At 40.9% G+C, this 19,960-nt stretch carries 17 protein-coding genes; 16 read left to right on the top strand and 1 reads right to left on the bottom strand.

The genetic code is table 11. From position 1 onward, the window contains the following. Positions 1-86: 86 nt before the first annotated feature. From ystJ to ACE1TI_RS03960, 12 genes are all read left to right on the top strand, one after another. Complete coding sequence (gene ystJ, locus ACE1TI_RS04015) at positions 87-1,325, top strand: NADP-dependent malic enzyme (protein ID WP_375006293.1); 1,239 nt, start codon at positions 87-89, stop codon at positions 1,323-1,325. Next, positions 1,315-2,004, top strand: a complete 690-nt coding sequence (locus tag ACE1TI_RS04010; RefSeq protein ID WP_375006457.1) for a FadR/GntR family transcriptional regulator — start codon at positions 1,315-1,317, stop codon at positions 2,002-2,004. Before ystJ ends, ACE1TI_RS04010 begins: the two co-directional genes overlap by 11 nt. A 39-nt stretch (positions 2,005-2,043) precedes the next feature. After that, positions 2,044-2,901: an acetyl-CoA carboxylase, carboxyltransferase subunit beta gene (gene accD / locus ACE1TI_RS04005; protein WP_375006292.1), complete on the top strand. Its 858-nt coding sequence runs from the start codon at positions 2,044-2,046 to the stop codon at positions 2,899-2,901. Positions 2,902-2,915: 14 nt separating this feature from the next. Further along, the gene (accA, locus tag ACE1TI_RS04000; protein ID WP_375006291.1) at positions 2,916-3,899 is read left to right on the top strand and encodes an acetyl-CoA carboxylase carboxyl transferase subunit alpha; all 984 of its coding nucleotides are present in this window, start codon (positions 2,916-2,918) and stop codon (positions 3,897-3,899) included. 152 nt (positions 3,900-4,051) lie between these two features. Continuing rightward, a complete protein-coding gene (gene pfkA / locus ACE1TI_RS03995) occupies positions 4,052-5,011 on the top strand; it encodes a 6-phosphofructokinase (protein ID WP_375006290.1) in 960 nt (319 codons plus the stop codon). 67 nt (positions 5,012-5,078) lie between these two features. Then, the gene (gene pyk, locus ACE1TI_RS03990; RefSeq protein WP_375006289.1) at positions 5,079-6,833 is read left to right on the top strand and encodes a pyruvate kinase; all 1,755 of its coding nucleotides are present in this window, start codon (positions 5,079-5,081) and stop codon (positions 6,831-6,833) included. A 70-nt stretch (positions 6,834-6,903) separates the two neighbouring features. Next, on the top strand, positions 6,904-7,299 hold the full coding sequence (locus tag ACE1TI_RS03985; protein WP_375006288.1) for an FxsA family protein: 396 nt from the start codon (positions 6,904-6,906) through the stop codon (positions 7,297-7,299). Positions 7,300-7,382: 83 nt separating this feature from the next. Further along, positions 7,383-7,856: a DUF441 domain-containing protein gene (locus ACE1TI_RS03980; RefSeq protein WP_375006287.1), complete on the top strand. Its 474-nt coding sequence runs from the start codon at positions 7,383-7,385 to the stop codon at positions 7,854-7,856. A gap of 351 nt (positions 7,857-8,207) precedes the next feature. Then, complete coding sequence (gene citZ, locus ACE1TI_RS03975) at positions 8,208-9,323, top strand: citrate synthase (RefSeq protein ID WP_375006286.1); 1,116 nt, start codon at positions 8,208-8,210, stop codon at positions 9,321-9,323. Positions 9,324-9,438: 115 nt separating this feature from the next. After that, positions 9,439-10,707, top strand: a complete 1,269-nt coding sequence (gene icd / locus ACE1TI_RS03970; protein WP_375006285.1) for an NADP-dependent isocitrate dehydrogenase — start codon at positions 9,439-9,441, stop codon at positions 10,705-10,707. Positions 10,708-10,737: 30 nt separating this feature from the next. Then, a complete protein-coding gene (gene mdh, locus ACE1TI_RS03965; RefSeq protein ID WP_375006284.1) occupies positions 10,738-11,682 on the top strand; it encodes a malate dehydrogenase in 945 nt (314 codons plus the stop codon). A 327-nt stretch (positions 11,683-12,009) separates the two neighbouring features. Beyond that, positions 12,010-12,168, top strand: coding sequence for a hypothetical protein (locus ACE1TI_RS03960; RefSeq protein WP_375006283.1), 159 nt, complete (start codon positions 12,010-12,012; stop codon positions 12,166-12,168). Between the two features lie 4 nt (positions 12,169-12,172). Here the strand turns inward: ACE1TI_RS03960 and ACE1TI_RS03955 are convergent, their stop codons facing one another. Further along, positions 12,173-14,602, bottom strand: a complete 2,430-nt coding sequence (locus ACE1TI_RS03955; protein WP_375006282.1) for a S8 family serine peptidase — start codon at positions 14,600-14,602, stop codon at positions 12,173-12,175. A 306-nt stretch (positions 14,603-14,908) separates the two neighbouring features. Between ACE1TI_RS03955 and ACE1TI_RS03950 the strand changes: the two genes are divergently transcribed. The 4 genes from ACE1TI_RS03950 (at position 14,909) to hflC (ending at position 19,813) form a co-directional block, all read left to right on the top strand. Next, positions 14,909-15,622: a response regulator transcription factor gene (locus tag ACE1TI_RS03950; RefSeq protein WP_375006281.1), complete on the top strand. Its 714-nt coding sequence runs from the start codon at positions 14,909-14,911 to the stop codon at positions 15,620-15,622. Further along, positions 15,619-17,382, top strand: coding sequence for a two-component system histidine kinase PnpS (gene pnpS, locus ACE1TI_RS03945; RefSeq protein ID WP_375006280.1), 1,764 nt, complete (start codon positions 15,619-15,621; stop codon positions 17,380-17,382). The genes ACE1TI_RS03950 and pnpS overlap by 4 nt, the downstream gene beginning before the upstream one ends. Positions 17,383-17,868: 486 nt before the next feature. Continuing rightward, on the top strand, positions 17,869-18,888 hold the full coding sequence (hflK, locus tag ACE1TI_RS03940) for an FtsH protease activity modulator HflK (RefSeq protein ID WP_375006279.1): 1,020 nt from the start codon (positions 17,869-17,871) through the stop codon (positions 18,886-18,888). Beyond that, positions 18,878-19,813 (top strand): protease modulator HflC, encoded by a 936-nt coding sequence (gene hflC / locus ACE1TI_RS03935; RefSeq protein ID WP_375006278.1) that lies wholly within the window; start codon positions 18,878-18,880, stop codon positions 19,811-19,813. Before hflK ends, hflC begins: the two co-directional genes overlap by 11 nt. Positions 19,814-19,960: the final 147 nt, after the last annotated feature.

Here is a 19,960-nt window from a genome sequence, read left to right as displayed (position 1 = left end):
ATAAGTTTTGCAGTGGTCTGACCATTTAATAATAAAAACAATCATTAAAGGGCCGCGCGGATCATGGAAGAAGGAGAGTGGAGATTTTGTCAACGACTAGAGAAGAAGCTTTGCATATTCATCGGGAAAACCAAGGGAAGCTGGAATCTAAATCCAAAGTCCCGGTAAGAAACGCAAGGGATTTAAGCCTTGCTTATTCTCCGGGGGTGGCTGAGCCATGTAAGGCTATTTTCGATGACAAACAGAAGGTATTTGAATATACGATGAAAGGAAACATGGTAGCTGTTGTCTCTGATGGTACAGCTGTGTTGGGACTGGGAAATATCGGACCTGAAGCTGCCCTTCCCGTGATGGAAGGAAAAGCTGTTTTATTTAAATCTTTTGCTGGAGTGGATGCTTTCCCAATTTGTCTCGATACGACTGATGTGGATCGAATTGTAGAAACTGTTAAATTAATGCAGCCTACATTTGGCGGGGTAAACCTGGAAGATATCGCAGCTCCAAATTGCTTTATCATTGAAGAAAGATTGAAAAAAGAAACAAATATTCCGGTCTTCCATGATGATCAGCACGGTACAGCGATCGTAACAGCAGCCGGTTTAATTAACGCATTAAAAGTAAATGGAAAATCTTTATCTGAAATTAGAGTTATTGTTAATGGTGCTGGATCCGCAGGAATTGCTATAATAAAACTATTGCAGCGTCTAGGAGTCCGCGATGTCATCTTATGTGACTCAAAAGGAGCTATCTATGACGGCAGAACATACGGCATGAATGACGTAAAAGCGGAAATTGCCAAGGTAACGAACAAAGATAGAGCGGAAGGCAAGCTAGAAGATGTGATTGCCAATACGGATGTCTTTATTGGTGTTTCGGTGGCCGGGGCTTTAACAAAAGAAATGATTCAATCAATGAATGATGATCCTATTATTTTTGCAATGGCAAATCCTGATCCGGAAATCATGCCTGACGATGCTAAGGAAGCAGGAGCGAAAGTAATTGGGACAGGGCGTTCGGATTTTCCAAACCAAGTTAATAATGTTCTGGCGTTTCCTGGTATTTTCCGTGGAGCATTAGAAGTGAATGCTACCATTATTAATGAAGAAATGAAAAAAGCAGCCGTTTATGCCATTGCTGATTTAATTAGTGAAAAGGAGCTTACACCGGATTACGTTATCCCAGCGCCGTTTGATGGACGAGTAGCTCCGGCAGTCGCAGCAGCCGTTGCAAAAACAGCGATGGAAACCGGAGTAGCCCGCAAAGAGGTGAATCCCGACGAAGTAGCGGAAAAAACAAGACGCCTATCCATTATTGATGAAGAATAATACAGAAAACAAAACAATGGAACATAAAGAAAAGCGTTATCTCGAAGTTATTAAAGAAATTAATCAAATCATTCATAATGATAGGTTAAAAAGTGGGAGCAAGCTCCCTTCTGAACGGGAATTGAGCGATCGTCTTCAAGTCGGTCGCTCGTCTGTGCGTGAAGCCTTGCGGGCTCTTGAATTACTTGAGTTAATTGAAACGAGAAGAGGAGGAGGCACTTTCATAAAACAGGCTGGCGGCCGCCGGCTTGTTGAAATCATTGCTTCCTTTATTCTAAAAGATGAAAAAGCCCGGGAAGACTTAGCAGAAACAAGAAAGATTGTAGAAATAGAAGCAGTTCGCCTTGCCTGTATACGCGCCAGTGATGAGGAAATACTGAATTTAGAAGAACTGCTGAAGGCGTATCAACAAAAAGTAGACAGCTCTCAATTACCGACAGAAGAAGATTATCTTTTTCATAAAGCTATATTGAAAATGTCTCATAACAGCTTGCTCCACCATATATGGATTCCGCTTGTAGAATACAGTAAAACAGCACTAGAAGAATCTTTAAGACGCAGAAATAGACCTGTTATTTCTTACAAAGAACATCTACAAATTTATGAAGCTTTAAAAAACAGAAAAGAAAAAGAAGCAGCTGTTTGTTTACAGCATCACCTTGAAAACAGTGCCTTTTAATTTCTGTTCTAATATATAGATAGTAAAGAAGGTGTCCTCGTGTTAAAAGATTTTTTTAACAAAAAAAGAAAATACGCGAAGATTCCATCAGATCGCCAGCAGCCTGCTAAAATGAATGAAGGCGTTATGACGAAATGTCCGGAATGCAAGTCCATTGTGTATACAAAGGAATTAAAAAAACATGATATGGTTTGTATAAGCTGCGGCCATCATTTGCCGATGACTGCTCATGAGCGAATTAACTCCTTATGCGAGGAAGGAACTTTTGTAGAATACGATGCTGAGCTGACGTCAGGGGATCCGTTATCTTTTCCTGAGTATAAACAAAAACTAGGAAAAGACCGCCAAAAAACGAAATTGAATGAGGCGGTTGTGACAGGTGAAGGATATATAGAAGCATGTCCTGTCGTCATAGGAGTGATGGATCAAAGATTTCGAATGGGCAGTATGGGATCTGCGGTAGGAGAAAAGATAGCCCGTGCTATTGAACAAGCATTAGAAAAACAACGGCCTTTTATTATGTTTTCAGCTTCCGGCGGGGCCCGTATGCAAGAGGGTGTGTTAAGCCTCATGCAAATGGCAAAAACCAGCGCTGCGTTAAAAAAATTAGATGAAGCAGGCTTATTATTCATATCTGTTATGACCCATCCAACAACCGGAGGGGTATCGGCAAGTTTTGCTTCTCTTGGTGATTACAACTTGGCAGAACCAGGAGCACTCATCGGATTTGCAGGGCGGCGTATCATTGAACAGACCATACGTCAGGAGCTTCCGGAGGACTTCCAGACAGCTGAATTTTTATTAAAGCACGGCCAGCTTGATCGGGTTGTCCCAAGGGATAAAATGAAAGAAACCCTTGTTTCGATACTTGATATACACGGTTATCAGCAGCAGTAAGGAGGTGACAATCGTTGCATAGCTATTTACCCTTTGAAAAGCCTGTAATAGAACTTCGTGAAAAAATCAACGAATTAAAATCATTTACAGAGGAAAAAGACATAGATTTAAGCGGCGAGATTACAAACCTCGAAGACCGCCTGAGACAACTTGAAGAAGATATCTATGGAAACCTTACTCCGTGGCAGCGTGTACAAATAGCAAGGCACGGAGAACGACCTGCTACATTAGACTATATTAATCAGCTGTTCGATGATTTTTTAGAAATGCACGGTGACAGGCTTTATGGTGATGATGAGGCGATAGTCGGAGGAATTGCAAAATACAAAGGCCAGCCGGTAACAATTATTGGTCATCAGCGTGGAAAAGATACGAAGGAAAATATCCGCCGCAACTTTGGTATGCCTCATCCGGAAGGTTATCGAAAAGCTTTAAGGCTGATGAAGCAAGCAGAAAAGTTTTCCCGTCCAGTTATCTGTTTTATTGACACAAAGGGGGCATACCCCGGCAAAGCAGCAGAAGAGCGGGGCCAAAGCGAAGCCATTGCCCGCAATTTATTAGAAATGGCCGGTCTTCGGGTGCCTATCATTAGTATCGTGATCGGTGAAGGAGGCAGCGGGGGAGCTCTTGCTCTTGGGGTTGGCAATTATATTCATATGCTTGAAAACTCAACGTATTCGGTTATTTCTCCAGAAGGAGCAGCAGCCTTGCTCTGGAAGGATGCTGGTTATGCAAAACAAGCAGCTGAAACAATGCGTATTACAGCACCCGACTTAAAAGAGCTTGGAGTTATTGACGAAATGATAAAGGAAGTTAAGGGCGGTGCTCACAAAGATTTAATTCAGCAGGCTGCTTATATGGACGAAGTATTGGAGCGTTCTTTACATACTCTCCAAGAGTTCTCAGCAGATGAATTAATTGCTGAACGTTACGAAAAATACAAACAGATAGGTGAAGTAACCGGTGAAAGCGTTGCCACTGGTGAAAGAGAGAATTAGTGCTTTCTGAGTGTGTCGGAAAGCATTTTTTCTTTGCTTTATTAGGTTTCTTCAATAATTTTTTTCAAGAAATTTTGCAAGAAATAGTGTGTAAATGATTTAATGTAATGAGTAAAAAAGAGCTTAACTATGAAAAAAGGAGTGAATAAACCATGAAAAAAATTGGTGTATTAACGAGTGGAGGCGATTCTCCCGGCATGAATGCCGCCATTAGAGCGGTTGTTCGTAAAGCAATTTTTCACGGAGTGGAAGTATATGGGGTGAAATACGGCTATGCGGGATTAATTAATAATGAGATTGACAAGCTTGAAATAGGGGATGTCGGTGATATTATCCACCGGGGAGGAACGAAGCTTTATACTGCTCGCTGCGAGGAGTTTAAAACGCCTGAAGGCAGACAAAAAGCAGTAGATAATTTAAATGCTCTTGGAATTGAAGGACTTGTCGTTATTGGAGGAGATGGGTCTTTCCGCGGAGCAGAAAAACTAACGGAGCTTGGATACCCTACCATTGGTATTCCAGGAACGATTGATAATGATATCCCTGGAACAGATTATACGATTGGTTTTGATACTGCTCTCAACACGGTCATTAACGCGATCGATAAAATCCGCGATACAGCGACTTCTCATGAGCGCACCTATGTCATTGAAGTAATGGGAAGAGATGCCGGTGACTTAGCACTATGGGCAGGACTAGCTGATGGAGCAGAAACGATCATTATCCCTGAAGAAGAGCATCATATGGAGGATATTGTAAGCAGATTAAAACGAGGTCATGAAAGAGGGAAAAAACACAGTATCATTATTGTGGCTGAGGGTGTTGGCAGCGGGCCGGAATTCGGTCAAAAAATTAAAGAAGAAACCAATTTAGAAACACGGGTGACGGTACTTGGCCATATTCAGCGCGGCGGATCTCCAACTGCTTATGACCGTGTGCTTGCAAGCCGTCTTGGAGCAAATGCAGTGGAACTTTTATTACAAGGGGAACAAGGCTGCATGGTTGGTATTAGAAATAATAAAGTCGTTCATAAAAACATCTCCGAAGCCCTTTCTGAGACACATGAAATTGATAAAGATATGTATAAGCTTTCTCAAGAGCTGTCGATATAATAATGCCTAAGTAGGAGAGACTGTGTGATACAATAATCAAAGTGATGATTAGAAGAGGAGGACCATAATGAGAAAAACGAAAATTGTCTGTACCATCGGACCAGCAAGTGAATCACCTGAAACGTTAAAGCAATTAATGGAAGCCGGCATGAATGTTGCCCGCCTTAATTTTTCCCATGGTGATTATGAAGAGCATAAAGCACGCATTGATACCATCAGGAAAACAGCAAAAGAAATAGGAAAAACGGTTGCTATCCTTCTAGATACAAAAGGCCCGGAAATTCGAACCCATTCCATGCAAGGCGGAGCAATAAACCTTGAAAAAGGCCAGGAGCTGCTCATTTCGTCTGAGGAAGTGGAAGGGACACCAGAAAAGATTTCTGTTACTTATCCCGGGCTTGCAGAAGATTTAGAGCCCGGAAATAAAATTCTGCTTGACGATGGATTAATTGAACTTGAAGTGCTCGAGATTATCGGCAAAGATGTTAAAACGAAAGTATTAAATAATGGAGAGCTTAAAAACAAAAAAGGTGTTAATTTACCAAACGTTAAAGTAAACCTTCCAGGCATTACTGACAAAGATGCCGCAGATATTGAATTTGGTATAAAACAGGAAGTGGACTTTATTGCTGCTTCTTTTGTAAGACGCACCTCAGACGTGCTCGAAATTAGAGAACTGCTTGAAAAACATCAGGCAGAAGACATTCAAATCATCCCTAAAATTGAAAATCAGGAAGGCATTGAAAATATTGAAGAGATTTTAGAAGTATCAGATGGCTTGATGGTAGCACGTGGAGATCTCGGTGTGGAAATTCCGCCGGAAGAAGTTCCGCTTGCTCAAAAAAATCTCATAAAAAAATGTAATACATTGGCTAAGCCAGTAATCACAGCGACTCAAATGCTGGATTCCATGCAGCGCAACCCCCGTCCGACAAGAGCGGAAGCAAGCGATGTAGCTAACGCCATATTTGATGGTACAGATGCGATTATGCTTTCAGGAGAAACAGCTGCTGGAGACTACCCTGTAGAAGCTGTCCAGACGATGAGCAATATTGCTAAAAAAGCTGAATCAGCTTTAAAATATGAAAATATTTTAAGTCAGCGCACAAAAGAAAGCAGTAAATCAATAACAAATTCTATCAGTCAATCCGTTTCTCATACAGCACATAACCTGGATGCATCAGCTATATTGACAGCAACAGAGAGCGGCTATACTGCAAAAATAGTGTCAAAGTACCGGCCAGAATCACCAATTATTGCTGTGACCAGCAATGAGAAAGTGCTTCGGAAGTTATCTTTAGTTTGGGGGGTAACTCCTCTTCTAGGTACTGCAGCTCAGACTACTGACGAAATGCTTGATATTACAGTAAGAGAATCATTAAAAGCTGAACTTGTCCAGCATGGTGATTTAGTAGTAATTACTGCAGGTGTTCCTGTAGGAGAAACAGGAACAACTAATATTATGAAGGTGCATGTCATTGGTGAAGTTATTGGCAAGGGACAAGGTATAGGACGAAAAACTGCCGCAGGACGAGTAGTGATCGCCCGTTCCGCAGAAGAAGCAAATGAAAAAATGGAAGAAGGTAAAATTCTCGTCACATACAGCACGGATAAAGATATGATTCCGGCTTTTGAAAAAGCAGCAGCTGTTATTACAGAAGAAGGCGGGTTAACGTCTCACGCTGCAGTTGTAGGTTTAAACCTTGGCATTCCTGTAGTAGTGGGAGTAAAAGAAGCAATTGACTTATTTGAAGACGGAGAAGAAATAACAGTAGATGGTTCTCGCGGTGACCTATATCGCGGGCATGCAAGCGTACTATAAAAAGATTAAAAAGCTGTTCCGATTTTAGTACGGAGCAGCTTTTGTTTGCATAACTGAGGAGGGGCACTCCATGGGAAAATGGTTCGTATTGCTGTTAATAGTCGTCCCGGCACTGGAAATTGGTATATTAATACTTTCCGGCAACACGATTGGCATTTGGCCAACAATACTGCTCATTATATTAACTGGGATCTTAGGGGCATGGCTTGCAAAAAGAGAGGGGCTTCATACGATCAGAACAGCGCAGGTTCAAATGCAAAATGGAGAAGTTCCCGGAGGTCTTGTGCTGGATGGGATATGTATTTTAATTGGAGGAGCCGTTCTTTTAACACCTGGATTTATCACTGATGCGATTGGCTTCTTCCTTCTTATCCCGTATACAAGAGGTATGATTAAAGCATTACTACAAAAGATTTTTGCGAAGTTAATACAAAATGGCAATATCGTATATTACCGAAGAAAGTAAACTAGATAGTCTGTTGTTACATGACAGATTGTGTTTATTTATGATAGGATGTATACGAAGACTATGTGGAAGGATGGACTAATTTGATATCGCAGGCATCGATTTTTATGCTCATTTTGCTTGCGATCGGAGTCCTGGGCAAAAACCAGTCCTTGGTAATCGCTGTTCTCATTCTATTATTCATAAAATGGGTGGGACTTGGCGACAAAGTATTTCCGTTTATGCAGATGAAAGGAATACCTATTGCCGTCACGATTCTTACTATTTCTGTTTTAGTGCCAATTGTAACAGGAGAGATTGGTTTTAAACAACTTGGAGAAGCAGTCAAATCCTATTATGCCTGGATTGCTCTTGCTTCCGGGATATTTGTGGCTCTGATTGCAAAAGGCGGAGTAGTGCTGCTTCAAAATGATCCGCATATTACTGCTGCCCTTGTTATTGGGACCATTCTTGCAGTAGCTCTTTTTAATGGTGTAGCGGTAGGCCCTTTAATTGGAGCCGGTATTGCTTATGCGGCAATGAAAGCAGCGGAGATGTTTTCTTCCGCCGGCGGCTGAGGGATGAAATCCTCCAGCCTTCATAATTTTATCTGAATAATAGAAGTAATATAATTTTTGTGAAAAAGCTAAATATCAAGTTCTAAGTTCACAAAAGTGTAAAAAGTGTTTATAATGAAAAGGGCTTCAAAATTCCTTCCTACATAGCTTACGGAAGAAACGCGTATGGAACAGTACTGTTAAAAAAGAGACAATCCGTTTTAAGTATGCGGTTCCGTATGCTTGCAACAGACTGAGCATTCTACTTATAAATGCATATGGAATTATGGACTGTTTTGACGCGGAAATGTAAGCATTTTCGATTTTCGGATGATTAGAAAATCACATTTTCTGGTAAAAGGAGAGGTTGGTATGAGCACAACTCGTGGTCTTGAAGGTGTAGTGGCAACGTCCTCTAGTGTCAGTTCCATCATTGATGACGTCTTAACGTATCAAGGCTATAACATCGATGATCTGGCCGAGAACGCATCTTTTGAAGAAGTTATTTATTTACTTTGGAACGGCCGTCTTCCAAAAAGAAGTGAACTTGATGAATTGACAAAAGACTTAGCAGCAAACATGGAAGTGCCGAAAGAAATTTTTGATTACATGAAAGCGTATCCTGTTGAAAAGGTGCATCCTATGGCAGCACTGCGGACTGCTGTGTCACAATTGGCATTGTATGATGAACATGCTGATGAGATGAACGAAGAGGCGAACAAACAAAAAGCTGTCCGATTGCAAGCTAAAATCCCTGCGATTGTTACGGGATTCAGCCGTATTCGTGAAGGCAAAGAACCGGTAGCTCCTAAAAAAGATTTAAGTTTTGCAGCAAACTTTTTGTATATGCTAAATGGTGAAGAGCCGGATGAAACGTCAGAAACAGCTTTTAATAAAGCTCTCGTTCTTCACGCAGACCATGAGCTTAACGCTTCAACTTTTACCGCACGCGTCTGTGTAGCAACTCTTTCTGACATCTATTCTGGTATCACTGCTGCAATTGGAGCTTTAAAAGGTCCTTTACATGGCGGTGCTAATGAAAGAGTTATGGCTACTCTATCTGAAATAGGAGAAGTTGAGAATGTAGAGCCATACATTCGCAAAGCTCTTGATAATAAAGAGAAGATTATGGGATTCGGCCACCGGGTATACAAACAAGGGGATCCGCGGGCAAAACATTTGCGCGATATGTCGGAGAAGCTTACGAAAATAACCGGGGAATCAAAGTGGTATGATATGTCTGTGAAAATAGAAGAAATGGTTGTTGGCGAAAAAGGTCTGCTTCCAAACGTAGATTTTTATTCTGCTTCTGTCTATCACAGTCTTGGAATAGATCATGATCTATTCACCCCAATTTTCGCTACCAGCCGAGTGTCTGGATGGCTTGCTCATATACTTGAACAGTATAGTGACAACCGCTTGATTCGTCCTCGTGCAGAATACGTTGGCCCGGATAAACAAAAGTATATCCCTGTGGATGAAAGATAAATCCAGCAGTAGGTAATAATTGTATATGACATAACAAAAAACACAGGCTTTACATCAATTAAGCCGACGTTAAGCAGAGCTTTTGTAAATATCACTTAGCAGGAGGTTTTTAGTAATGGCTAACGGAGAAAAGATTACAACAAGCAATGGAGTATTAAACGTACCAGATGAACCAGTGATTCCTTATATTGAAGGTGATGGAATTGGACCGGACATTTGGGCTGCAGCCAACAAAGTATTAGATGCAGCTGTTGAAAAAGCATATAATGGAAAAAAGAAAATTCATTGGAAGGAAATCCTTGTAGGGGAGAAAGCTTACAATAACACAGGTGAGTGGCTACCTGATGAATCTCTAGAAACAATCCGCGAATATTTAATCGCCATTAAAGGGCCTTTGACTACTCCAATCGGCGGAGGTATTCGTTCTTTAAACGTGGCGCTGCGCCAAAAGCTTGACTTGTTTACTTGTCTTCGCCCGGTTCGTCACTTCACAGGCGTACCTTCCCCGGTTAAACGTCCGGAAGATGTGAACATGGCTATTTTCCGTGAAAACACAGAAGACATCTATGCAGGAATTGAATACAAAGAAGGTACAGACGATGTTAAAAAAGTGATTGATTTCCTTCAAAATGAAATGGGAGCAACAAATATCCGTTTCCCTGAAACATCGGGTATCGGAATTAAACCTGTTTCGAAACAAGGTACAGAACGTCTCGTACGTGCTGCCATTGAATACGCATTGCAAGAAGGTCGTAAAAGTGTAACCTTGGTTCACAAAGGAAATATCATGAAATTTACAGAAGGTGCTTTTAAAGCTTGGGGCTATGAATTAGCAGAGCGTGAATACGGAGATAAAGTATTTACATGGAACCAATACGATGAAATTGTAGAAAAAGAAGGCAAAGATGCAGCGAATGCAGCACAGCAGAAAGCAGAAGATGAAGGCAAGATTATCATTAAAGATGCTATTGCAGACATTTTCTTGCAGCAAATTTTGACTCGTCCAAAAGAGTTTGATGTAGTAGCTACAATGAACCTGAACGGCGACTATGTTTCGGATGCGCTTGCAGCTCAAGTTGGCGGTATCGGGATTGCACCAGGGGCAAACATCAACTATGAGTCCGGACACGCTATTTTTGAAGCAACTCATGGTACTGCTCCGAAGTACGCTGGGTTAGATAAAGTGAATCCTTCCTCTGTTATTCTCTCTGGAGAATTAATGCTTCGTCATCTTGGCTGGAATGAAGCAGCTGAACTTGTTCTTCAATCTATGGACAAAACGATCGGCAGCAAAGTAGTAACTTATGACTTTGCTCGTTTGATGGATGGAGCTACAGAAGTTAAATGTTCCGAATTTGGCGATGAGCTTATCAAAAATATGTAACCAAGCAGAGGAGGAGGAGGTTCAATATTAATGGCAATTAAACGTAGAAAAATATCTGTCATCGGTGCCGGTTTTACCGGCGCTACGACAGCATTAATGACCGCACAAAAAGAGCTTGGTGATGTCGTTTTAGTTGATATTCCTGATATGGAAGATCCGACCAAAGGGAAAGCGCTGGATATGCTCGAAGCTACACCGGTAGAAGGCGCCGATGTTAATGTTACAGGGACTTCTAATTACGAAGATACAGCTGGTTCTGATGTTGTTGTTATTACAGCTGGGATTGCAAGAAAGCCTGGGATGAGCCGAGATGATCTCGTAAACACAAATGCTAAAATAATGAAGTCAGTAACAAAAGAAATTGTAAAACATAGCCCGGATTGTTATATCATTGTTCTTACTAACCCTGCTGATGCAATGACGTATACAGTTTATAAAGAATCCGGTTTGCCTAAAAACCGGGTCATCGGTCAATCCGGGGTACTTGATACCGCACGTTTCCGTACGTTTGTTGCTCAAGAGCTGGGTCTTTCAGTTGAAGATATTCAAGGGTTTGTACTTGGCGGACATGGAGATGATATGGTACCGCTTATCCGTTATTCCAATGCAGGCGGCGTACCATTAACAAAACTGATTTCTCAAGACCGTATTGATTCTATTGTGGAACGTACTAGAAAAGGCGGCGGAGAAATCGTCGGTTTACTGGGCAACGGAAGTGCTTACTATGCACCAGCTGCTTCCCTTACCCAGATGGTAGAAGCCATTTTGAAAGATAAAAAGCGCGTTCTTCCAACCATTGCTTACCTCGAAGGAGAATACGGATACGAAGACCTGTACGTTGGAGTACCTACAGTACTTGGCGGTGACGGTATAGAGAAAGTTATTGAACTGGATTTAACAGACGAAGAAAAATCCCAGTTTGCTAAATCAGTAGAGTCCGTTCGCAGTGTAATGGAGGCTCTTCCAAAAGAATAATAAAAAGAAGTCAGCTCTGTTAACAGCAGCTGACTTTTATTTTTTGTTTAGGAAATTATGTTTTTACAAGTTGTGGATAACTATCTCCATATTGTTTGATCCGCGTCTAGCTTCAGCGCCCAGCCTCTCGGAGGCCCAAGACGGTTTAAGGAACTTTTGCTAGAATCGCGAACATCGTTTTCGCAACGCAAAAGTCAGCACATCCTGTGCAAGCCAGTTCGACGTTGGCACAGGACGTGACGTTCTTAGTCGAACATCCTTTAGGACCCTTCTGCTAAAGACGCACAGGACGTACTGATGTCGCCAATGCCACAGGACGTGGCGTTTTTGGCGACGAAAGTGAAACGCAGAAGTCACCACATCCTTGTGGAAGTAAGAGCGTCTTTCATGACTGAAGAACATTTACCTGTCGAGGCTGATCAGGGCGCTTGCGCTTTTGTTCTTCTTTATAGTGTTAAAAAAGTACAAAACTTTATAGGTGAATAGTTGTTCACTCTTCGATTGTGAATTCGCCGCCGTATACATAATCCACTTGATTGTTTTTTTGGGCAAAAGCGAATAAGTGATACGTGCCGGGATTAAGCTTCTCGTTGTTTAGAAGACCGTTCCACGTTAAAGTATTATAACCCGGCTCTAAATTGGATCCTTCTGCTGCTATACCTTGATATTCCAATTCGTCTCCTTTATAAAGAGCAATTTCAGCTGTATCTGCCCCACCTGGTGTATACATTTCCATCTGGAAGGATCCGTCTTCCTCTTGTTGAAAAGAAAAATGTGTTACTCTAGGATAATCAGGCTCTTTTACAAAGAAAATGGTAGGAATTTCAATCGTTTCATCTGCATGAGAAAGGCTGATCAAGCCTTCATGATGCCCTTCCTCTAGCTTAGCAGCATCAACTTTTACATTTAAGTTAATTTTTTTTGAATTTCCGGCAGCTATTTTTGTATTGTTGGAAGTAGATACAGAAATACCTTTTTGATCACCTTTAAAAGAGACATCTACGTTATAATCTTTTGTTGTATTAGAATTATTTTTTACAGTAATGTGCTGACGTTCGCTTTGTTTTCCTTTGTCTTTTAAGAAGGTTCCGAAAGAATGGCTTCCAGGTACAGCAATGGTTGTTTGATTTAATGCTTCGGAAATCCGAATACTACCTGACCCTTGAGTATTATGAGGATAGACCTCGCCCTCAGGATCTGTTAATGATTCCGCTGTATTCATAAGTGTGCCTTTCACGTCTTCAACCATCCAATCAGGATTCTTTTGAAGGATGAGAGCAGCTGCACCTGCAGCATGTGGAGCTGCCATGCTCGTACCTTGCATAGAAGCATAACCGTGCGGGTCTTCTTCATCATGAGTAGGTACCGTACTAGTTATATCAACACCAGGAGCACTTACATCAGGTTTAATCATCCACGTGCCGAAAGCAGGTCCTCTTGAAGAAAAATCAGCAATGGTTTCTCCTATTTCTCCTGCAGGTTCTAACGTAATGGAAAGGTCCGTGTTCCCTGAACGAACAGCTTCAGCCAATTTCTGTCCATCTTCATCATCCAGCTTCCATGTCGGTACTTCCATTCCTGGAATATAGAAAGGAATTGGGCCGCTTTCGTTATTATAAATGATTGCCCCGTCAGCCCCGGCTTCTTTTGCATTGGCAGCTTTGTCTACAAAGGCAAGTTCGCCGCGTACCATTAGAGCGATTTTCCCTTCCGCATGAATAGCTTCAAATTCTTCTTTACTTCCAAGACCTGCGAATACCAGTTCTCTTGACTCATCTTGGAGTGCTAATAAATCCTCTTCTGCTGGAAAACCCATTACCTCTGCACTTGAAAACGATGTTGAATCTAAAAGAAGCTCGGTTTCAAACAAGTTATAAGGCAGCTGGGAAGCTCCGACCGAAATCGCGTCACGCGAGGTTCCGGGTGAGCCTACGGTCCAGTTTGCATCCCCGGCATTACCATTAGAGGTAACAGCTGCAACTCCTTCTGCCATCGCCCAATCTAAAGCAATACTTGTGGCATAATCCGCATCATTTAGGATGTTTCCGAGCGATAGGTTCATAACATCAGCACCGTCTTCAACAGCTTGTTCAATCCCTGCTATGACATCTTCTGTCGTTCCGCTTCCACCGGGACCCAGCACTCTGTAACCAAGCAGGTTTGCATCAGGTGCAATTCCTTTCATCTTTCCATTAGCAGCAATCGTGCCAGCAACATGAGTTCCATGGTTTGTTTCTACATCTTCTTCCTCACCCGGCGGTGTTTCTTGAGGATCACCGTCATCATCCACAAAGTCATATCCTTTGTAATCTCCGAAAGCATGCTCTAAATCAGGATGGGTATAATCTACGCCAGTATCAATGACAGCAACAGTAATTCCTTGTCCGGTTAATCCTTGCTCCCATGCTTCAGGTGCTCCTACGTATGGTGCACTATCATTCATTTGCGGATGAAATTCTTTTTGTTTAAGTATGGATAGAGGTGCTTGTACATCCACTTCATATTCTACCGACGGATATACTGCCTTAACTCCTTCCACTGTTAATAGGTCAGGAATATCGTTTCCTTTCAATTCTAATGAAAATCCAGAAAATACATGGTCGTATTCTCTTTTGATTGTTGGGGAGTTAATTTTATTCTTTATTTTATCTTTTACTTCGCTCCGTGCGGTCTGTAAGTTCTTTTTTGAAATTGTCTGTCCTTGTTGTTTTCCTTCAATATAACCAGGCTCCGTTAATTCTACAAGTACCGTTTCCCTTTGATTACTTGTAAGATTATGATCACCGACAAGAGCCGCAAGTTTTTCCTCATCTTTCATTTCTTTAGCACCAGCTCCGTTAAAGATCACTGATGCTAAAAAAACAAAGATGAGAAAAGCAGCAGTTATTTTGCTTCGCTGTCTTCTTCTAGTAATAAACATCACATTTCACTCCTTTTCCAAAATTTTGAAAAATAAACTATTATACAAAAAATACTATCCAATACGACAAATATCCTTGAGTAGAAAGTTTGATTATAACAGTAACTATTTCCTATTAATTAGGTAAACGAAATAAATAACAAGTTATATAGTACATGATCTAACAGGGTCTTTATCACTAAAAGAAACATTCGTTTGAGTGTATACGGGAGGTTATAGTATGATAAGAGCAAAAGGGGATAATAATGATACCGGATTAATTAAGCTGCTGGCAAAAGGGGTGCCGGGGCAGATGGAGGAAAAAATATGCCGCAAAGATTGCTTGTTGTAGATGATGAAGAATCTATTACCACTTTAATTTCCTACAATCTAGAACAATCCGGATTCCAGGTTGACACGGCCATGGAAGGAAAAAAAGCAATGGAAAAAGTGAAAAATACTGCTTACGACCTGATAGTGCTTGACTTAATGCTGCCTGAAATTGACGGACTCGAGGTTTGTAGACAAATCCGGCAGGAGAAAATGAATGTCCCTATCTTAATGCTGACAGCAAAAGATGATGAATTTGACAAAGTTCTCGGCCTTGAACTTGGTGCAGATGATTATATGACGAAACCATTTAGTCCAAGAGAGCTCGTAGCAAGAGTAAAAGCTATATTAAGACGGGTGGATTACGCACCGGAACTAAAAGCAGATCGACAAATTGATAAAAAAATGGTTATTGGTCATCTAACGATATTTCCGGAAAACTATGAAGTATACGTAAAAGAAGATCCCTTAGAACTCACTCCCAAAGAATTTGAATTGCTATTATATTTAGCTAATAATAAAGGACGAGTCATGACAAGAGATCAGCTCCTGAATGCTGTATGGAATTATGAGTTTGTAGGGGATACAAGAATTGTGGATGTACATATTAGTCATTTGCGTGAAAAAATTGAGCCCAATACGAAAAAACCAGTCTACATTAAGACAGTGAGAGGACTCGGCTATAAATTTGAGGAGCCACCGTCTGCATGATGAAATTTCGTACAAGACTTCTTTTTGGATTAATGATTACTATATTGTTTGTTTTAGCGGCTTTAGGAATGCTTGTCGGCCAGCTGCTGAAAGGTTTTTATATTGACCAATTAGAAGAAAGGCTTGGAAAAGAAGCTTCTCTTGCAGCTTTATCCATAGAAGACATAGCCGAATCCGAATGGCAGCAGTATGCAGAAGAGTTAAGCCGCAGGCTCGATGTGAGGATTACTATAATAAAAGATAATGGAGACGTTGCTGCTGAAACAGCAGAGAACTTCGAAGCGGTCGAACGCAATGAAGAAGTTCCTGAAATTCAAGACGCTGATGAAGACGGCGGTACAACAATACGTTATAGCTCAGTTGCAGAGGAAGAACTCCTTTATTATGCGTATCCGTTTCAAACTGAAAATGAGCAAGACGGGTATGTACGCTTAGCTATGCCAGTAGAACGTGTGCATGAAGTGAACCAGCAAATATGGGTTTTTCTAGCTGTAAGTTTTTCGCTAGCTTTTATTATTATAATGACGATAAGTTACCGTATTGCAAACCAGCTTACCCGCCCAATCGGCCAAGTAACCGAAGTAGCTAACCAATTAGCAAAAGGAAACTTTAAAGCTAGAACCTATGAAGGAAGTAAAGATGAGGTCGGTCAGCTGACACGCTCGATTAATATCCTCGCTTATAATTTAGATCAAATCACAAGACGTTATAAGACTCAGCAAGAAAGGCTGGAAGCGCTGATCGACCATATGGGCAGCGGACTAATATTTATTAATGACCGTGGAGACATAGCTTTAATCAATCAGTATTGTAAAGATATATTCGAAGCCGATACGGATCAATGGCTGCAGCAATTGTATCATCAGGTTATTGAAGACAAAACGCTTATACAATTAATTCAGCAAATATTTTTAACAGAATCAAAAGTCCAAAGCCAGATACAAATTAATACTCGTTTGACCGTCCATCATTATGACGTATTTGGCGCGCCAATTGTTGGGGAAAGAGACAAGCTGCGCGGCATTGTTCTCGTTCTGCACGATATAACAGAATTGAAAAAACTTGAGCAGATTCGAAAAGATTTCGTGGCCAATGTGTCTCATGAATTAAAAACTCCTGTCACTTCGTTAAAAGGATTTACTGAAACCCTTCTTGACGGAGCGATGGAAGATGAGAAAGCAAGGAAACAGTTTTTAGATATAATCTGGAAAGAAAGCGACCGTCTTCAAAATCTTATCAGTGACTTATTAGAGCTTTCTAAAATCGAAAAAGAATATTTTCAATTAAACTGGCAAAATGTCAATGTGACCAAAGCGGTTGGAGAGGTTGTCGAATTGTTACAGCCAAAAGCCGATAAAAAAGAGCTTGAGCTTTTGGTTGATGTACCCGAAAATGTAACAATGGTTGGAGATACGTCACGGTTTAAACAAATTGTCATTAACCTTCTCACAAATGCTATTGTCTACACACCAGAAGGAGGACACATTAGCATTAAAGTAAAAGAAGAAAAAGGATTTGTTACAGTGTTTGTTCAAGACACGGGTATTGGTATTAGTGAGGAAGAATTACCACGCATTTTTGAACGTTTTTACCGGGTTAATAAGGACAGAAGCAGAAATTCAGGCGGCACCGGTCTTGGGCTCGCTATTGTAAAACACTTAGTAGAAGCCCATCACGGTACCATTGATGTGGAAAGTGAAAATGATAAAGGAACCACCTTTATTGTCCATTTCCCGAAAACCAAAAGTCTTACAAAATAAACCAAACTTTACAAAACCTTAACACGAACTAAACGGCACATTTACTTTCTAGTACTATCATTTAAAGGGAACGGTTTCATTTATCTGTTATGCAGATCTTTCATTCATCCCTTCAGATCTAGCTGACAGGTTGAAACATCCCCTTTGAAAGACGAAAGCCTCCCCTTGGCTTTCGTCTTTTTAACGTTAGTTAAGTGAGAGACAGCTGAGTTTTTCATATACGCAAGGGAATTGAAGCTGTATTATTCTTATATGACTTGAGTAATTGGCGAAAAGTCAGGTTTTTTATGCAGATTATACGAAACTTTTTCCAATAAGGGCTGGAAAGTCGCTTCATTTATAATATAATAAAAAAGGTGCTTTCTGCATCGAAAGTTTAAATAAATGGAGTAACAAGGAAATTAGTACAATCTTTCGATTTATATGAAACTTGCCTGGGGGTTGGTTCGTAAGAGATAGATAGGAAGATAGAAGGGGGAACAGCATTTGTTAAACATAAAACAAGTTATATTGGGCTTTTTTTCATTATTAGGTATTGTAATTTTAGCCCTATTTTTATTTACAGGCTGGTATACAGTAGATGAATCGGAACAAGCTGCTCTCATTACATTTGGAAGAGTAGATGAAACAGTGACAGAACCCGGCCTGAAATTTAAACTGCCATGGCCTATTCAAAAAGCTGAGATTCTGCCTGTTTCTACCAATAGTTTAAGAGTTGGCTATGAAGCGTCGGATGACGGCGAAGTGACGGATTATAATGATGAAGCGAAGATGATTACAGGTGATGAAAACATACTATTTGTTGACCTCGTCGTTCAGTGGCGAATTACAGATCCGGAAGAATACTTATTTAATGCAAATGATCCAGAGAACATATTATACCAGGCATCCTCTGCTTCTCTCCGCGGTGTTATAGGAAGTTCAGAGGTAGATGATGTTCTTACTGATCAAAGAGCAGAAATTGAAGGAACTGTATTGGAATCTCTAACTGAATTAATTGAAAGATATGGAATTGGGATCACTGTGTTAGACGTTAAGCTGCAAGATGTAGAATTGCCTACTGAAGAGGTGCGCCAGGCCTTTACAGCTGTTACAGATGCCAGGGAAGAACGGCTTACAAAAATTAATGAAGCTAATAGGTACCGCAACCAGGAAATGAACGAAGCAGAAGGGGAAAAAGACGCAATCATTTCTAGAGCCGAAGGAAGAAGAGCGGAAAGAATTGAACAAGCTCGCGGGGAAACTTCTCGTTTTAATGCATTATATGATGAGTATATGAACGATCCAGAGGTTACAAGACAACGGCTCGTTTTAGAAACATTAGAAGATGTCCTGCCAAACTCTGAACTGTATATCATTGACAGCCAGCAGGATACTGTAAATTACTTGCCAATTCGCCCGTTAGATAAAAACAGTGAAGAAGCAGCTGCAGCAAACGAAAGCAGCCAGGACAGCGGAGCTGGAGAAGAAAAAACCGATCAAGGAGGCGATTCGGATGGCAGATGATAATAACGTATTTGATATGAGTGAAAAACAATCCGGCGGCTCCTGGACAAGGTGGATTCGAACAGCCATCATTATTGTAGTACTGCTGTTTCTGCTTGTTGTTGGAATAATGAACATCTTCATAGTAGAGCAAGGAGAATACAAAGTGGTTACTCAGTTTGGGGAAGTTGTGCGGATAGAAGAACAGCCAGGGTTAAGTGCCAAGATACCTTTTATACAGCAAGTAGCATCGCTGCCAAAATATCAAATGAACTATGATATTACTTCTGCTGAAATTAATACGCTTGACAAAAAAAGAGTCCTCGTTGATAACTATGCAGTCTGGAGAGTAGAAAGCCCGCAAGCGATGATAGCGAATGCACGGACGATTGAAAATGCAGAGTCAATTATGGCAAATTATATTAATTCTGTCATTCGTTCTGAGCTTGGCCGGTTGAACTTTGAAGAAATTATTAATGAAGATGATTCGGCGAGAGGCGATGTTAATGAAATGGTGAGCAGCCGCGTGAATGAACTGCTTGAAGGAGGAAACTATGGGATAGTATTAACGGATGTGCGCATGAAAAGAACGGATCTCCCAGAGGATAATGAAAAAGCTGTTTATCAGCGCATGATCTCAGAGAGGGAATCGACAGCTCAAGAGTACTTGTCAGAGGGGGATGCTGAAGCAAACCGTATTCGTGCTAATACGGACAAGGAAGTAACAGAAATGGTTTCTGCGGCTGAAGCAGATGCCGAAGAAATTATCGGGGAAGGCGAAGGAGAAGCTGCTGAAATATACAACAGTGCTTTCAGCCAAGACCCGGAATTCTATGAAATGTACAAAACGCTGCAAACCTATGAAACGACTATTGATGATGAAACGGTGATTGTTCTTCCATCTGATTCACCATATGCTCGTATATTAATGGGATATGTAGACTAAAATGACACTAGCAGTCCTTCATTTTAAGGGCTGCTTTTTGTCTTAAACAGAGCTGGAAAAAGGTGACGGTGTTATCTTGGACCAAGCGTCAACGAGGAGAAGCACTTAGTTAATAGGAAAACATTCTTTGGTAAGTTTTTGAAAATT

This window comes from Alteribacillus sp. JSM 102045, from assembly GCF_041949975.1.
Classification (GTDB): domain Bacteria; phylum Bacillota; class Bacilli; order Bacillales; family Marinococcaceae; genus Alteribacillus.
This window is presented reverse-complemented; position numbering and strand designations above follow the sequence as displayed.

What these genes read in the sequence shown, in the direction of transcription:
- ACE1TI_RS04010 (WP_375006457.1), top strand. Translation starts at nt 1,315, where the DNA reads ATGAAGAATAATACAGAAAACAAAACAATGGAACATAAAGAAAAGCGT.
- pfkA (WP_375006290.1), top strand. Translation starts at nt 4,052, where the DNA reads ATGAAAAAAATTGGTGTATTAACGAGTGGAGGCGATTCTCCCGGCATG.
- pyk (WP_375006289.1), top strand. Translation starts at nt 5,079, where the DNA reads ATGAGAAAAACGAAAATTGTCTGTACCATCGGACCAGCAAGTGAATCA.
- ACE1TI_RS03985 (WP_375006288.1), top strand. Translation starts at nt 6,904, where the DNA reads ATGGGAAAATGGTTCGTATTGCTGTTAATAGTCGTCCCGGCACTGGAA.
- citZ (WP_375006286.1), top strand. Translation starts at nt 8,208, where the DNA reads ATGAGCACAACTCGTGGTCTTGAAGGTGTAGTGGCAACGTCCTCTAGT.
- icd (WP_375006285.1), top strand. Translation starts at nt 9,439, where the DNA reads ATGGCTAACGGAGAAAAGATTACAACAAGCAATGGAGTATTAAACGTA.
- mdh (WP_375006284.1), top strand. Translation starts at nt 10,738, where the DNA reads ATGGCAATTAAACGTAGAAAAATATCTGTCATCGGTGCCGGTTTTACC.
- ACE1TI_RS03955 (WP_375006282.1), bottom strand. Translation starts at nt 14,602, where the DNA reads ATGTTTATTACTAGAAGAAGACAGCGAAGCAAAATAACTGCTGCTTTT.
- ACE1TI_RS03950 (WP_375006281.1), top strand. Translation starts at nt 14,909, where the DNA reads ATGCCGCAAAGATTGCTTGTTGTAGATGATGAAGAATCTATTACCACT.
- pnpS (WP_375006280.1), top strand. Translation starts at nt 15,619, where the DNA reads ATGATGAAATTTCGTACAAGACTTCTTTTTGGATTAATGATTACTATA.
- hflC (WP_375006278.1), top strand. Translation starts at nt 18,878, where the DNA reads ATGGCAGATGATAATAACGTATTTGATATGAGTGAAAAACAATCCGGC.